This window comes from Streptomyces sp. NPDC052052 (genome assembly GCF_040680455.1).
Classification (GTDB): domain Bacteria; phylum Actinomycetota; class Actinomycetes; order Streptomycetales; family Streptomycetaceae; genus Streptomyces.
In genome coordinates, this window is sequence record NZ_JBFAWU010000015.1 from 137,432 (window position 1) to 151,335 (window position 13,904).

12 protein-coding genes and 2 tRNA genes are annotated in these 13,904 nt (G+C 69.4%); 5 read left to right on the top strand and 9 right to left on the bottom strand.

The features are described 5' to 3' along the window. Positions 1-40 precede the first annotated feature (40 nt). The 4 genes from AB0L71_RS19650 to AB0L71_RS19665 all read right to left on the bottom strand — a co-directional run bounded on the left by AB0L71_RS19650 (position 41) and on the right by AB0L71_RS19665 (position 3,336). Positions 41-721, bottom strand: a complete 681-nt coding sequence (locus AB0L71_RS19650; protein WP_365244210.1) for an ATP-dependent Clp protease proteolytic subunit — start codon at positions 719-721, stop codon at positions 41-43. An 82-nt stretch (positions 722-803) separates the two neighbouring features. After that, positions 804-1,409 carry an ATP-dependent Clp protease proteolytic subunit gene (locus AB0L71_RS19655; protein WP_365244364.1) on the bottom strand — a complete coding sequence of 202 codons (606 nt, stop codon included), beginning with the start codon at positions 1,407-1,409 and terminating at the stop codon, positions 804-806. A 263-nt stretch (positions 1,410-1,672) separates the two neighbouring features. Beyond that, a complete protein-coding gene (gene tig / locus AB0L71_RS19660) occupies positions 1,673-3,070 on the bottom strand; it encodes a trigger factor (protein ID WP_365244212.1) in 1,398 nt (465 codons plus the stop codon). 189 nt (positions 3,071-3,259) lie between these two features. After that, positions 3,260-3,336: transfer RNA gene (locus tag AB0L71_RS19665), tRNA-Pro, on the bottom strand. Between the two features lie 168 nt (positions 3,337-3,504). Between AB0L71_RS19665 and AB0L71_RS19670 the strand changes: the two genes are divergently transcribed. Beyond that, positions 3,505-3,578 (top strand) — tRNA-Gly (locus tag AB0L71_RS19670). A 96-nt stretch (positions 3,579-3,674) separates the two neighbouring features. Here the strand turns inward: AB0L71_RS19670 and AB0L71_RS19675 are convergent. Continuing rightward, positions 3,675-3,869 (bottom strand): hypothetical protein, encoded by a 195-nt coding sequence (locus AB0L71_RS19675; RefSeq protein ID WP_365244214.1) that lies wholly within the window; start codon positions 3,867-3,869, stop codon positions 3,675-3,677. A gap of 482 nt (positions 3,870-4,351) precedes the next feature. Between AB0L71_RS19675 and AB0L71_RS19680 the strand changes: the two genes are divergently transcribed. Beyond that, positions 4,352-5,506, top strand: coding sequence for an acyltransferase family protein (locus tag AB0L71_RS19680; protein ID WP_365244216.1), 1,155 nt, complete (start codon positions 4,352-4,354; stop codon positions 5,504-5,506). Positions 5,507-5,985: 479 nt separating this feature from the next. Next, on the top strand, positions 5,986-7,188 hold the full coding sequence (locus AB0L71_RS19685) for a cation:proton antiporter (protein WP_365244218.1): 1,203 nt from the start codon (positions 5,986-5,988) through the stop codon (positions 7,186-7,188). A 143-nt stretch (positions 7,189-7,331) separates the two neighbouring features. On the opposite strand, the gene AB0L71_RS19690 is transcribed toward AB0L71_RS19685, so the two are convergent. Further along, positions 7,332-8,477: a PP2C family protein-serine/threonine phosphatase gene (locus tag AB0L71_RS19690; protein ID WP_365244220.1), complete on the bottom strand. Its 1,146-nt coding sequence runs from the start codon at positions 8,475-8,477 to the stop codon at positions 7,332-7,334. Positions 8,478-8,581: 104 nt separating this feature from the next. Here AB0L71_RS19690 and AB0L71_RS19695 point away from each other — a divergent pair, with 104 nt between their 5' ends. Next, positions 8,582-9,811, top strand: coding sequence for a GNAT family N-acetyltransferase (locus tag AB0L71_RS19695; RefSeq protein ID WP_365244222.1), 1,230 nt, complete (start codon positions 8,582-8,584; stop codon positions 9,809-9,811). A 40-nt stretch (positions 9,812-9,851) separates the two neighbouring features. Here the strand turns inward: AB0L71_RS19695 and AB0L71_RS19700 are convergent, their stop codons facing one another. From AB0L71_RS19700 to AB0L71_RS19710, 3 genes are all read right to left on the bottom strand, one after another. Further along, the gene (locus AB0L71_RS19700) at positions 9,852-10,661 is read right to left on the bottom strand and encodes a DNA-formamidopyrimidine glycosylase family protein (RefSeq protein ID WP_365244223.1); all 810 of its coding nucleotides are present in this window, start codon (positions 10,659-10,661) and stop codon (positions 9,852-9,854) included. Positions 10,662-10,766: 105 nt separating this feature from the next. Beyond that, positions 10,767-11,255, bottom strand: coding sequence for a ribose-5-phosphate isomerase (locus AB0L71_RS19705; protein WP_365244226.1), 489 nt, complete (start codon positions 11,253-11,255; stop codon positions 10,767-10,769). A 164-nt stretch (positions 11,256-11,419) separates the two neighbouring features. After that, on the bottom strand, positions 11,420-12,016 hold the full coding sequence (locus tag AB0L71_RS19710; protein ID WP_365244230.1) for a biotin transporter BioY: 597 nt from the start codon (positions 12,014-12,016) through the stop codon (positions 11,420-11,422). 435 nt (positions 12,017-12,451) lie between these two features. Here AB0L71_RS19710 and AB0L71_RS19715 point away from each other — a divergent pair, with 435 nt between their 5' ends. Beyond that, complete coding sequence (locus AB0L71_RS19715) at positions 12,452-13,870, top strand: amino acid permease (protein ID WP_365244233.1); 1,419 nt, start codon at positions 12,452-12,454, stop codon at positions 13,868-13,870. Positions 13,871-13,904 lie beyond the last annotated feature (34 nt).

Genomic DNA, 13,904 nt, shown 5'->3' on the forward strand with positions numbered 1-13,904 from the left:
AGCGGTGCGAAACGGCCATGCCAAGGGGTGAAGGCCGACGTCAGACGGCCGCAGCCGCCTGCTTGCGGGTCGACACGATCTGATCGATGAGACCGTAGGCGAGGGAGTCCTCGGCGGTCAGGATCTTGTCGCGCTCGATGTCGTCGCGGATCTTCTCCAGCGGCGTGGTGGAGTGCTTGGCCAGCATCTCCTCCAGCTGGGTACGCATCCGCAGGATCTCCTTGGCCGCGATCTCCAGGTCGGAGAGCTGCTCGCGGCCGGTCTGCGAGGACGGCTGGTGGATCAGCACACGGGCGTTGGGCAGGGCCATCCGCTTGCCGGGCGTACCCGCGGCGAGCAGCACGGCGGCGGCGGAGGCCGCCTGGCCCATGCAGACCGTCTGGATGTCCGGCTTCACGAACTGCATCGTGTCGTAGATCGCGGTGAGCGCCGTGAACGAGCCGCCGGGGCTGTTGATGTAGATCGAGATGTCGCGGTCCGGGTCCATCGACTCCAGGCACAGCAGCTGGGCCATGACGTCGTTGGCCGAGGCGTCGTCGATCTGCACGCCGAGGAAGATCACGCGCTCCTCGAAGAGCTTCGCGTACGGGTCGTACTCGCGCACGCCCTGCGAGGTGCGCTCCACGAAGCGCGGCACGATGTAGCGGTTGTCCACCTGCGGGCCGGTGTAGAGGCCGCTCGCGGAGGCGCCGGGGAAGTTGTTCATGTGGGTGTTCACCATCCTGGTGGGCGTTCTGTGGCTGGATGTCTCGGCGTACGAGAGGTGGTGCGGGGCGGTGGAGCCGGATCCGGTGGGGACCGGATCAGGCGCCGGTGCCGCCGCCGCCCGGAACGCCCGATGCGATCGTGATGATCTCGTCGATGAGGCCGTACTCCTTGGCCTCCTCCGCGGTGTACCAGCGGTCGCGGTCGCCGTCGCGGAGGATCGTCTCGACCGTCTGGCCGGAGTGCTGGGCGGTGATCTCCGCCATGCGCTGCTTGGTGCGGAGCAGGTACTGGGCCTGGATCTTGATGTCCGACGCCGTACCGCCGATGCCGGCCGAACCCTGGTGCATGAGGATGTCGGTGTTCGGGAGTGCGAAACGCTTGCCCGCGGTGCCGCCGGTGAGCAGGAACTGGCCCATCGAGGCCGCCATGCCCATGCCGATGGTGACCACGTCGTTCGGGATGTACTGCATGGTGTCGTAGACCGCCATGCCGGCCGTCACCGAACCGCCGGGGCTGTTGATGTAGAGGTAGATGTCCTTGTCCGGCTCGGCGGCAAGGAGAAGCAGCTGCGCCGTGATCTTGTTGGCGATCTCATCGTCGACCTGCTGACCGAGGAAGATGATGCGCTCGCCGAGCAGTCGGCTGTAGACCTGGTCGCCGAGGCCTCCACCGAGGGACGGCTCGCCGGCGGCGTAGGGCATCAGATTCGTCACGTATCCACCTGCTCGTCTCTGACGGCTCCGGCCGTCTCAGCGTCTTCGTACCGGGTGGGCGGGTACTCCCCTGCCCTTCCTATTCATGGACCCTAACGCGCAGGTGGGACAACGCCATCCCGGTTCCGCAACTGTTCGCTGGGAGCGCAAGCTCCGCAGTCCGCACAAGGGTTGTGGGGCGCACACGGCAAACGGAGACGGGCTCCGGACGCAGAACGCCCGGAGCCCGTCGTACGGATTCAGCGCGAGGCTCAGGCCTCGTTCTTCTCCTCGGTGGCCTCGGCAACGGCCTCGGCGGCGCCGTCGGCGGCCTCGACCGTCTCGATGGCCTCCTCCTCGTCGTCCTCGAGGTCGACGATCTCACCCTTGGTGTCGACGACCTTCGCGGCCTCGACGACCACGGCCAGCGCCTTGCCGCGGGCGACCTCGCCGACGAGCATCGGCACCTGGCCGCCCTCGACGACGGCCTGGGCGAACTGGTCGGGGCTCATGCCGGAGGAGGCAGCACGCCGCATGAGGTGCTCGGTGAGCTCCTCCTGGTTGACGTTGAGCTTCTCCTTGTTGACGATCTCGTCCAGCAGGAACTGGGTCTTGATGCCCTTGACCGCCTGCTCCGAGGTCTCGGTGTCGAACTCCTCGACCGTCTTGCCCTGGATCTCCAGGTACTTGTCGAGGGTCAGACCCATCTGACCGAGCTGGTGGTGCTCCAGGTTGTGCTTGCGGGTCCGGACCTCGTCCTCGAGCAGCTTCTCCGGGATCGGGACCTCGGCGAGCTCCAGCAGCGCCTCGAGCACGCGCTCCTGGGCCTGGGTGGCCTGCTCGAACTGCTTGGTGTTCTCCAGGCGCTTGCGGCTGTCCGTCTTCAGCTCGTCGAGGGTGTCGAACTCGCTCGCCATCTGGGCGAACTCGTCGTCCAGCTCGGGGAGTTCACGGGCGGCGACGGCGGTGACCTTGACGGTGACCTCGGCCTCCTTGCCCTCGGCCGAGCCGCCCTTCAGCTCGGAGGTGAAGGTGGCCTCGCCACCCGCCTCCAGGCCGGTCACGGCGGCGTCGATGCCGTCGAGGAGCTCACCGGAACCGATGGTGTACGAGACACCCTCGGCCACGCCGTCCTCCAGGACCTCGCCGTCGACCTTGGCCTGCAGGTCGATCGTCACGACGTCGCCCTCGGCGGCGGCGCGCTCGACGGGGTTGGTGGAAGCGAAGCGCCCGCGGAGCTGCTCCACGGCCTTCTCGACGTCCTCGTCGGTGACCTCGACGGCGTCGACGGTGACCTCGATGCCGGAGTAGTCCGGGATCTCGATCGCGGGGCGTACGTCAACCTCGGCGGTGAAGGCCAGCAGTTCGCCGTCCTTCAGCTCGGTGATGTCGACCTCGGGCTGGCCCAGGACGTTGAGCTCACCCTCGTTGACGGCCTCGGTGTAGAACTTCGGGAGGGCGTCGTTGACGGCCTCCTCCAGCACCGCACCGCGGCCGAAGCGCTGGTCGATGACCCGGGCGGGGATCTTGCCCTTACGGAAGCCCTTCACCGTGACCTGCTGGTTGATCTTCTTGTACGCCGCGTCGAGGCTGTCCTTGAGCTCCTCGAAGGGCACCTCGACAGTGAGCCGAACCCGGGTCGGGTTCAGGGTCTCCACGGCGCTCTTCACGGTTCGGTCTCCTTGGTGGCTGACTTCTTGGGGTTCTGCTCCGCCGCGCGGGAGGCGGCTTCGCGGACCGAGCCCGGTACATCAGACACACGGGCACGCATTTTGCATAGTAACGGCAAGGAGACCGACTCCCACAATGCGATCTCGCCGGTGGTCCACGATCCCGCTGCGGGTCCTCGGTCCTGCCGGTGGTCGGGGTGGCCGGATTCGAACCGACGACCTTCCGCTCCCAAAGCGGACGCGCTACCAAGCTGCGCCACACCCCGCTGGTGCGACACGTAGGGTACATGCAGACCGACCACGCATCGGCCGCTTTGCGCGGGCGGCGTCGAAGGAGACACCGGCTGACCCCACGGGGTGTGCGGCCAGTGCCCATGACCCGCTACGATGCTTCTCGTTGCCGCCGCTCCCCCCGGACCGGCGGTGCGACGCTTGCGGGCGTAGCTCAATGGTAGAGCCCTAGTCTTCCAAACTAGCTACGCGGGTTCGATTCCCGTCGCCCGCTCCACACATGGGCCCGGCCCGACGATCTCCTCGTCGGGCCGGGCCTTTTGCTGTGCGTACGCCACCGGGCGCGCCGAAGCGCGCACTGCGGCCGGCCGAATCAGAAGCTGATCTGGTTGATGGTCTCGGCTATCGATTTCATGAACCTGTCGATCGACGGCGCCATGCCGGTCGACGCCAGGAAGAAGCCGAAGAGCGCCGCGACGACCGCGGGCCCGGGCTTGACTGAGCCGTTCCGGATCAGGACCACCAGGATGATCGCCAGCAGAAGCACCACAGACATGGAAATGGCCACAACTGATCACACCCTTGGTCGGTCCGCCTTCCGGCCCGGAGGCGCGCGGCCGAGCACCCCTCCGTCCCACCCATCGTGCCACCAACTCCCCTGTGGCCGCTGCCGGGTGACGGACCGGACAGACAGGATCGCGCCATCCTTGCGCCCTCTGTGCGCCCCGGGGCGCACGATCGCACCAGGGGTGGCACGGGGCGACTTCGGGGTGCCGCGGACTTCAATGAGCCGCCCGCGAATCAAATAATCACAACAACGCGGTGACCGTAACGGTTTCCCTATCCACACACTTCGTTCACATACAAATCCGAGACGGCGAAGCGAAGAAATTCAACCCTCTCGACCGCCTGCCGTCATGCCCCATTTAAGCGGGATGAATCGGGTCATAGTGGTCGGTTTTCGACGGTTTCACTTTTGATTGGACGCGGACACACGATATCCGCGCCCTGGTTTTACGAGCGGCGAGCGAGGCGTCTAAAGTGCTTTGAATGTTTCACGCTCCGAACGCATTCAGGAGGGCCTCGCTCCCATCGGCGACCCGAGAGAAGGAGCCCAGACGCCAAGGGATGTCGACAGCCACCGCGCCACCCCCCTCGCCGGTGGCGAACAGGCCTCCGACGGCCACCTCGGCGAAGAAACGTGACCCCTACTTCGACAACATCAAATACCTGGCCATCGTGCTCGTCGCGGTGGCACACGCATGGGAACCGGTGATGGAGGGCAGCCGGACCGCCCGCGCGCTGTACATGGTGGCGTACAGCTTTCACATGCCGGCGTTCATCCTCGTCTCCGGCTATTTCTCCCGCTCGTTCGACATGTCCGCGCCGAAGGTAAAACGCCTGGTCACCGGCGTCGCCGTGCCCTATATCGTGTTCGAGACGGCCTATTCGCTGTTCAAGCGGTACGCGGGCGACTCGCCCGATCAGCCGATCAGTCTCACCGACCCCTGGTTTCTGACCTGGTTCCTGGTCGCACTGTTCGTATGGCGCATCACCACACCGCTCTGGCAGGCGCTGCGCCACCCGCTTCCGGTGGCGCTCGTCATCGCCGTGCTCGCCTCTTTCTCCCCGGAGATCGGCAATGATCTCGATCTCCAGCGCGTTCTGCAGTTCCTGCCGTTCTTCGTGCTGGGACTCCGGCTCAGGCCCGAGCACTTCCAGCTGGTCCGCCGACGCGAGGTACGGATGCTCTCGCTGCCGCTCTTCGCCGGGGCCCTGGCATGCGCGTACTGGGCGGTGCCACACATGGATACGGGCTGGCTCTACCGCAGCAACAGCGCGCCGGAGATGGGCGCCCCGTGGTGGATGGGTGCCGTGACGACCCCCGCGTTGTTCGGCATCGCACTGCTGCTCACCATCGGGTTCCTGTCCTGGGTTCCGAGCCGCTCCACCTGGTTCACGGTGCTCGGCGCCGGGACGATCTGCGGCTATCTGCTCCATGGATTCCTGATCAAGGCCGCCGAGTACGCCGGGGTGTTCGACACCTTCGCCTGGCTCGCGGACCCCGGAGGCCTGGTCCTCGTCTCGCTGGTCGCGGCCGGTGCGGTGACGCTGCTGTGCACACCGCCGGTGCGCCGGGCGCTGCGCCCGGTGACCGAACCGGACATGGACTGGGCGTTCCGGAGAGCCGCACCCAGGACCTGAGCCGCCCTCGGGCGGGACCGGTCCGCCCCTTTCCGAAGGCTCCGGCCCAAGTGGACCAGCCGGTCGCCGTGTTGGCCTGAAACCGATGGCTCGGCGGGCGCTTCACCTGGGGTGGACCCGGGAAACCCCCACCCCCGCGCATACTTCTCGGCCAGCCGGGTACGGGCCGCCGCCCCGGCGGGGCCAGGCGGACCGGTCGGAGTGCGCAGGATGCGTCCGGGGCCGAACGGAAGTCCTCGCCGTCACCTCTGGTGACGGCGAGGACTTTTTGTTTCCCCCACCCCGTTTCCCGCCGAGGCCGCACAGGATCGGCCGGCCATCACCCGGCGACCCGCCCTCCTCGACGGCCCCGCACAGTCCGGAGAGCGGCCACACTTGCAACGTCAATCATTCGGTAAACTAATTACTGACGCATTCTTGACGTTCTCTTGACCTAACGAAGGACCGGGCCCATCGGACACGCAGACACGCTCATCGCCATGGGCGGCGCCTTCCTCGCCGCCGCCGTCCTCGCTCGCGTGGGCAGCCGTATCGGGCTGCCGACCATCCCTCTGTTCATCCTGGCCGGGATCCTGCTCGGCCCGCACACACCCGGCATCGTGCTCGTCGCCGAACCGCACGACCTGGAGATGCTCTCCGCGCTCGGCCTGGTGCTGCTGCTCTTCTACCTCGGTCTCGAATTCCATCTCGACGACCTCAAGACCGGCGGCCGCAAGATGGCGCTCGCCGGTGGCACCTATCTCGCGCTGAACGTCGGCGCCGGGCTCGGCTTCGGGCTGGCGCTGGGCTGGGGCACATCCGAGACGCTGGTCCTCGCCGGGGTGCTCGGCATCTCGTCGTCGGCCATCGTCACCAAGGTCCTCGTCGACCTGGGGCGGATCGGCAATCCGGAGACCCGGCCGATCCTCGGCATCATCGTCGTCGAGGACGTGTTCCTCGCCCTCTACCTGGCCGCCCTCCAGCCGATCCTGTCGGGCGCCGACAGCCTGGGCGCCGCGGCGGTCGACGGCGGCAAGGCCTTCGGCTTCCTGCTCCTGCTCGCCCTGGCCGCCCGGTTCGGCACCAAGGTCGTCGGCCGGCTGATCAACACCCGGGACGACGAACTCCTCGTCATCTCCTTCCTCGGCGTCGCGGTCCTGGTGGCGGGCATATCGGAGTGGTTCGGGGTCGCGGACGCGATCGGCGCCTTCATGGTCGGTCTGATGCTCGGCAGCACGTCCTCCGGCACCCGCATCCTCAAGCTGGTCCACCCGCTGCGCGACGCCTTCGGCGCGATCTTCTTCTTCGCCTTCGGCCTCTCCATCGCCCCGGGCGATCTGCCGACCGTCCTGTGGCCGGTGCTGGCCGCCGTCGCGGTGACCCTCGTCATGAACGTCCTCGCCGGACTGGCCACCGCCAAGGTGTACGCGTTCGGTCCGCAGGCCACGGCGAACATCTCCACCACGCTGGTGGCCCGCGGCGAGTTCGCCCTGATCCTCGCCACGATGGCGGCGGGCGCGGGGCTGGACGAACGGCTCTCCCCGTTCATCGCGGGCTATGTGCTCGTGCTCGCCGTCCTCGCACCGCTGGTGGCCGGGCGTTCGCACTGGCTGGCCCGCGTCCTGCCCGGCGGGCGGGGCCGGGACGGTGACCGCGAGGGGGACCGTGGCAGCGGCGCCGAGCAGGTCTCGGTCCCGGCCTGAGACAACGGCTCACAGGTCCGGGTACGGGGTCGTCACAGCGCGGACCCCGCTACCCGGGCCTGCCCGCGTGTCCGCTCCTGGGAGCCCCCGCCCGTCGGGCCGCGCACGGCCCGGGGCCGGTTTGTACGGATGGTGCCTACGGCTCAGGACCTGCGGGACAGGAGCAGCAGCGCCCGGTCGTCGTTGACGTCCTTGGCGCACGCCTCGATCAGATGCCAGGCCGCGCCCTCGAAGCCGGTGGTGACATAGCGGTCGGCTTCCCCGGTCAGCCGGTCGATGCCTTCCGCGATGTCGCGGTCGGACGCCTCCACCAGGCCGTCCGTGAAGAGCATCAGCACGTCGCCGGGGGCCAGCGAGCCCTTCACCGCGTCGAACTCCGCCCCGTCGTACACCCCCAGGAGCGGCCCCTCCGCGGCCTTCTCCTCCCACAGGCCGCTGCCCGCGTGGAGTTGCAGCGCCGGCGGATGCCCCGCCGAGAGAAGTTCGTAGTCGCCCGATTCGAGGTCCAGCACCAGATGGATCGAGGTGGCGAAGCCCTCGTCCCAGTCCTGGCGCAGCAGATAGCCGTTGGCCGCCGGCAGGAAGCTGTGCGGGGGCAGTGAGCCGAGGAGGCCGCCGAAGGCGCCGGACAGCAGCAGGGCGCGGGAACCCGCGTCCATGCCCTTGCCGGAGACGTCGGTGAGGACGGCCTCCAGGGTCCGTCCGCCGTTGGTGCGCGCGGCGACCACGAAGTCGCCGGAGAAGGACTGGCCCCCCGCCGGGCGCAGCGCCATCTCGCGGTGCCAGCCCTGCGGCAGCCGGGGCAGAGCGCTCTGCACCCTGATGCGTTCGCGCAGGTCGAAGAGCATGGTGCCGCCACGCCGCCATGGCACACCGACCCTGGCCCGGAACTGGGCGACGACCAGCCCGAAGAAGCCGCAGGCGGCGACGACCAGGACGATGCCGGGGGTCACCCGGGCCGGGCCCTGGTCGTACGGCCCCAGGGTCAGTGACTCCACGATCAAAGCAGTGGCGGCGGTCGCGTACAGGCCGAGCAGGCTCGCGGGCCGCAGCAGCAGTCCGCCCGCGACGATCGGCAGGACGAGCGCGGCCGGTGAGCACCACACCGAATTGACCAGGGTGGCGCAGGTGATGGCCGGGATGGTGAGAAGCAGGGCGGCCAGCGCGACCCAGTCCGATCCGTCGCCGCGGAAGTAGTCGACACCGGATTTACGCAGGGCGATGCGTACCCGGTGCGCCGATTTCCTCAATCGGGCCGGGTACGAGTCTGCTCCTGCGCGACGGGCCATTGCGGGGACCCTATCCACCCGGCCGCCTCCGGTGCAGGGGGACCCCGTGACAATGTGTTCGAAAATGGGTCGCCCGGGCCTCATCGCCTTGATAGACGTGGCCCATGACTACTGAGTTGCGCGTGCTCCGACCGTCCGAGTGGAACCAATGGTTCCAGTGCCTGGAACTCGCGTTCGGCGTCGTCGAGCCCCCGGAGCTGCGCGAGCTGGACGAGCAACTGACCGAGCACCAGCGCTCGCTCGGGATCTGGGACGGCACCGATGTCGTCGGCACCGCCGGGGCTTTCAGTTTCCGGGTCGCGGTGCCGGGCGGGGCACTGGTGCCTGCGGCCGGGGTCACGATGGTGAGTGTCGCGTCCACGCACCGCAGGCGCGGGCTGCTGACCTCGATGATGCGCCGGCAGCTCGACGACGTCCGGGCACTGGGTGAGCCGATCGCCGTGCTGACGGCCTCGGAACCTGCGATCTACGGCCGGTTCGGTTACGGGGTGGCCTCCCGTCAGATGTCCCTGACGATCGACTCGGACCGGGTGCGGCTGACGGTGCCCGAGGGCACGGACGAGGTGCGTCTGCGTCGTGCGCGGCCCGGCGAGGCGACGGCCGCGTGCGAGGGCGTGTACGCGCAGTTGGTGGCCGGCCGTCCCGGCACGCCGACCCACGGGCCCGGCTGGGAGCAGAAGATGATGGCGGACCCGGTGAGTTCCCGGCAGGGCGGTTCGGCGCTGCAGTGCGTGCTGGCGGAGCGGGACGGCGAGATCGTCGGCTGTGTGACCTATCACATCAAGCCGGACTGGGATCCGACCGGCCCCAAGGGCACGGTCGCGGTGCGGAGTCTCGCCGCGCTGGACCCGGCGACGTACGCGGCGCTCTGGCGGTTCGTCTTCGAGATCGACCTCACCTCGACGGTGGAGGCGCTGAACCGGCCGGTCGACGACGCGGTGCTGCACCTGGTGTCGGACGTACGACGGTGCAATGTCCGGGTCCGGGACTCGCTGTATGTGCGGCTGGTGGAGCTGGGCGCCGCGCTGGAGGCGCGGACGTACCGGGCGCCGGTGGACGTGGTGTTCGAGGTCGAGGACGCGTTCTGTCCCTGGAACGCGGGGCGTTGGCGGCTCACGAGCGATCTGAAGGGGGCCGCGACGTGCCGGCGGACCGATGACGCGGCCGATCTCGCTCTGTCGGTGCGGGAGTTGGGGTCGGCCTACCTGGGCGGCGAGTCGCTGAGCGCCATGGCGCTGGCCGGGCAGGTACGGGAGCTGCGGGCGGGTGCGCTGGTGGAGGCGTCCCTGGCGTTCTCGTCGGACGCGGCACCGTGGCTGCCGCACGGCTTCTGAAGCCTGTCCGGCAGCGGCCCGGACAGCGGTGGCCGCAGCGTCAGGGCCGCTGGCAGTCCGGGCACCAGAAGAGGTTGCGAGCGGCGAGATCGGCGGTGCGGATCTCGCCGCCACAGATGTGGCAGGCCTGCCGGGCCCTGCGGTACACGTACACCTCGCCGCCGTGGTCGTCGACCCGCGGTGGGCGCCCCATCGCCTCCGGCATGTGCTCGGGGCGGACGGTGTCGATGCGGTTGTTCCGTACACCCTCGCGCATCAGCCCCACCAGGTCCGCCCAGATCGCGTCCCACTCACCGCGGGTGAGGTCCTTGCCCGCGCGGTACGGGTCGATCCCGTGCCGGAACAGCACCTCCGCGCGGTAGACGTTGCCGACGCCCGCGATGACCTTCTGGTCCATCAGCAGGGCCGCGACGGTGATACGGCTGCGGGAGATCCGCCGCCAGGCCCGTTCGCCGTCCTCGTCGGTGCGCAGCGGGTCCGGGCCGAGGCGCTCGTGTATCGCGCGCTTCTCGGGTTCGGTGATCAGTGCGCAGGTGGTGGGGCCGCGCAGGTCGGCGTGGTGGTCGTCGTTCACCAGGCGCAGCCGGACCGTGTCGGTGGGCGGCGGGACCGGGGTCGTACCGAAGCCGAGCTTGCCGAAGAGGCCCAGGTGGATGTGGACCCAGCCGATGTCCTCGAAACCGAGGAAGAGGTGTTTGCCGTGGGCGTCGACGTCGGTGAACGTCCGGCCGTCGAGCAGTGCGGCGCTCTCGGAGAACCTGCCCTGCGGGCTGCTCACCCGCACCGGCCGCCCGGCGAACCGGTCCCGGTGGTCCGCCGCGAGGCGGTGGATGGTGTGTCCCTCGGGCACGGCGGCGGTTCTCCTCGAAGACGTGGGGTGGGCGGCCGCGGCGGTGGGCGGCCGGGGAAACGGCTGTGCCGCCGGGAACACCGGCGGCACAGGGGCGAGGGGCGGTCAGCCCTGCTGCGGGTGGTGGGCCGGGATCGGGGGGAGCACGCCGGTCGTCTCGTACGCCGTCAGCATGTCGATGCGGCGGGTGTGACGCTCCTCGTTGGAGTACGGGGTCGCGAGGAAGACCTCGACGAACTTGGTGGACTCCTCCACCGAGTGCATCCGGCCGCCGATGGCGATCACGTTGGCGTTGTTGTGCTCGCGGCCCAGCGCGGCGGTCTGCTCGCTCCAGGCGAGCGCGGCGCGCACACCCTTGACCTTGTTGGCGGCGATCTGCTCGCCGTTGCCGGAGCCGCCGATCACGATGCCGAGGCTGTCCGGGTCCGCGGCCGTCCGCTCGGCGGCACGCAGGCAGAACGGCGGGTAGTCGTCCTGGGCGTCGTAGATGTGGGGGCCACAGTCGACGGCCTCATGGCCCTGGGCCGTGAGCCATTCGACGAGGTGGTTCTTGAGTTCATAGCCGGCATGGTCCGAGCCGAGGTACACGCGCATACGACGAGTGTGGCACGCCCCCCGGCGGGTGACCGCCATCGGGTCGGCCCTCCCCCGCCGCTCGGGACCCTACGGGCGGGTTCGTGTTCCCCGGACACCCGAGAGGCCCGCCGGGCCGCTGTGGTGCGGCGGTCCGGCGGGCCTCTGCGGAGGGAGCTACGGGATCAGCCGCGACGGCCGAGGAACTTCCAGGAAGCGGGCAGCGCACCCATCGCCAGCGCCGCCTTCAGCGCGTCACCGAGCAGGAACGGCACCAGGCCGGCCGCGATCGCGGCGCTCGCCGACATGCCGGTGGACAGCGCCAGGTACGGGACGCCGACGGCGTAGATGATCGCGGAGCCGACCACCATCGTGCCCGCGGTGCGCAGCATGGAGCGATCGCCGCCGCGGCGGGCGAGGCCGCCGACCACGGTGGCGGCGAGCAGCATGCCCAGGACGTAACCGAACGAGGCACCGCCCGCCCCGGAGGCCCCGCCGGCGAACCACGGCATGCCCGCCATGCCGACGAGCGCGTACAGGGCGAGGGAGAGGAAGCCGCGGCGGGCACCGAGCGCGGTGCCGACGAGGAGTGCGGCGAAGGTCTGGCCGGTGACCGGGACCGGAGAACCGGGGACCGGGACGGCGATCTGGGCGGCGATGCCGGTGAGCGCGGCGCCGCCGAGGACCAGGGCCGTGTCGACGGCGACACGGTTCCGGGTGGCGGGCAGCAGGTCGGCAAGGACCGATCCGGTACGGGCAGGGGTGGCGGCAGCAGTGCTCATCGGGACTCCCCGGGGTGAGGACGGGTGGTGAGGTCTGGTGGTGACGGGCTGGAGTCGACGTTAGTCCACCGGTCAACGCTCGATCACCGTCAGTGGCCCACAAAGCGGCGGTCGAGGCCTTGATGGAATTCATACAAAGAGCCGTACGCAATCACAGGACGGCGTGATGCTTCTCACTGAGGTGGAGACGGGCCGACCCGCTGTTCTTCCGGCAGAGGCCGTCCGGAGCATCTGTAGGTTCTCGCCAATTCCGCCCAGGAGAAGGCGAGAACCTCCCGAGGGCCGTCCGCGCCGCCCCGGCCGACCGGTCCGCCCCCTCTGCACACCTTGTGCGCGGCTTGTGCCCGTATGGCGGACATGGGTTCCCTGCGGACGGGGTGCGTGGCCAGACTGTCCGGGTAGAACCCCGTCTCACTTACCGAACAGAGCTTGTCCATGTCTCGGAACCTCGCGTCTCCCCCCACCGACTCCCCGGCCGTCGCTCCCGGCACCGGAAGCGACGTGGCGCTCACCCACGGACTCAAGCAGCGCCATCTCTCGATGATCGCCCTCGGCGGGGTCATCGGCGCCGGGCTCTTCGTCGGCTCGGGTGCGGGAATCGCCGCCGCGGGCCCGTCGGTCGTCATCGCGTACGCCGTGTCCGGGCTGCTGGTCATGCTGGTGATGCGGATGCTCGGCGAGATGTCGGCCGCGAACCCGGCCTCCGGTTCCTTCTCCGTCCACGCGGAGCGGGCCATCGGGCCCTGGGCGGGATTCACCGCGGGCTGGGCGTTCTGGGTGCTGCTCTGTGTCGCCGTCGGCCTGGAGGGCATCGGCGCCGCGAAGATCGTCACCGGCTGGCTGCCCGGTACGCCGGAGTGGGCCTGGGTCGCGCTGTTCATGGTGGTGTTCCTGGGCACGAACCTGGCCTCGGTGACGAAGTTCGGCGAGTTCGAGTTCTGGTTCGCCACGCTCAAGGTCGTGGCGATCACGCTCTTCCTGGTCCTGGGGGTGCTGGCGGTCCTCGGCGTCCTGCCCGGCACGGACGCCCCCGGCACCACCCACCTCACCGGCGAGGGCGGCTTCCTGCCGAACGGCTCCGAGGGCCTGGTGATCGGACTGCTCGCCTCCGTCTTCGCGTACGGCGGTCTGGAGACCGTCACCATCGCCGCGGCCGAGTCCGAGAACCCGGTCCAGGGTGTCGCCAAGGCCGTACGGACGGCGATGTGGCGGATCGCGCTCTTCTACGTCGGCTCGATGGCCGTCGTCGTCACGCTGGTCCCGTGGAACGACCCGAAGGTCGTCGAGGTCGGCCCGTTCTACGCGGCCCTGAACCGTCTCGGCATCAACGGCGCCGCGGAGATCATGAACGTGGTCATCCTGGTCGCCCTGCTCTCCGCGATGAACGCCAACATCTACGGCGCCTCCCGGATGGCCTGTTCGCTGGTGGCCCGCGGCCAGGGGCCGGCACGGCTCGGCCGGGTCTCCTCCGGTGTCCCGCGCACCGCCGTCCTGTTCTCGTCCGTGTTCGGTTTCCTGTGCGTGCTGCTCAGCTACTGGCGCCCCGACGACGTCTTCCCGTGGCTGCTCAACATGGTCGGCGCGGTGATCCTGGTCGTCTGGATCTTCATCGCCGTGTCCCAGCTGATCCTGCGCAAGCGACTGGAGCGCGGGGCCCCGGAGAAGCTCGTCGTGCGGATGTGGCTCTTCCCGGTGCTGACCGTGGTGGCGCTGCTGGCGATGGCCGGCATCTTCCTCCTGATGCTCCGGGAAGCCGACACCCGCAACCAGTTGATGGCTTCCGGCATCCTGACCGTCGTCCTGGCGACCATCGGCGTCGTACGGCAGCGGCGGTCCGCTCGCGTCCGGGCCTGAAGGGCGCCTGAAGGCCGTCTCAAGGGTGGCGCGC

What these genes read in the sequence shown, in the direction of transcription:
- AB0L71_RS19695 (WP_365244222.1), top strand. Translation starts at nt 8,582, where the DNA reads ATGACTACTGAGTTGCGCGTGCTCCGACCGTCCGAGTGGAACCAATGG.
- AB0L71_RS19715 (WP_365244233.1), top strand. Translation starts at nt 12,452, where the DNA reads ATGTCTCGGAACCTCGCGTCTCCCCCCACCGACTCCCCGGCCGTCGCT.
- AB0L71_RS19655 (WP_365244364.1), bottom strand. Translation starts at nt 1,409, where the DNA reads ATGCCCTACGCCGCCGGCGAGCCGTCCCTCGGTGGAGGCCTCGGCGAC.
- AB0L71_RS19650 (WP_365244210.1), bottom strand. Translation starts at nt 721, where the DNA reads ATGGTGAACACCCACATGAACAACTTCCCCGGCGCCTCCGCGAGCGGC.
- AB0L71_RS19680 (WP_365244216.1), top strand. Translation starts at nt 4,352, where the DNA reads ATGTTTCACGCTCCGAACGCATTCAGGAGGGCCTCGCTCCCATCGGCG.
- AB0L71_RS19710 (WP_365244230.1), bottom strand. Translation starts at nt 12,016, where the DNA reads ATGAGCACTGCTGCCGCCACCCCTGCCCGTACCGGATCGGTCCTTGCC.
- AB0L71_RS19685 (WP_365244218.1), top strand. Translation starts at nt 5,986, where the DNA reads ATGGGCGGCGCCTTCCTCGCCGCCGCCGTCCTCGCTCGCGTGGGCAGC.
- AB0L71_RS19690 (WP_365244220.1), bottom strand. Translation starts at nt 8,477, where the DNA reads ATGGCCCGTCGCGCAGGAGCAGACTCGTACCCGGCCCGATTGAGGAAA.
- AB0L71_RS19705 (WP_365244226.1), bottom strand. Translation starts at nt 11,255, where the DNA reads ATGCGCGTGTACCTCGGCTCGGACCATGCCGGCTATGAACTCAAGAAC.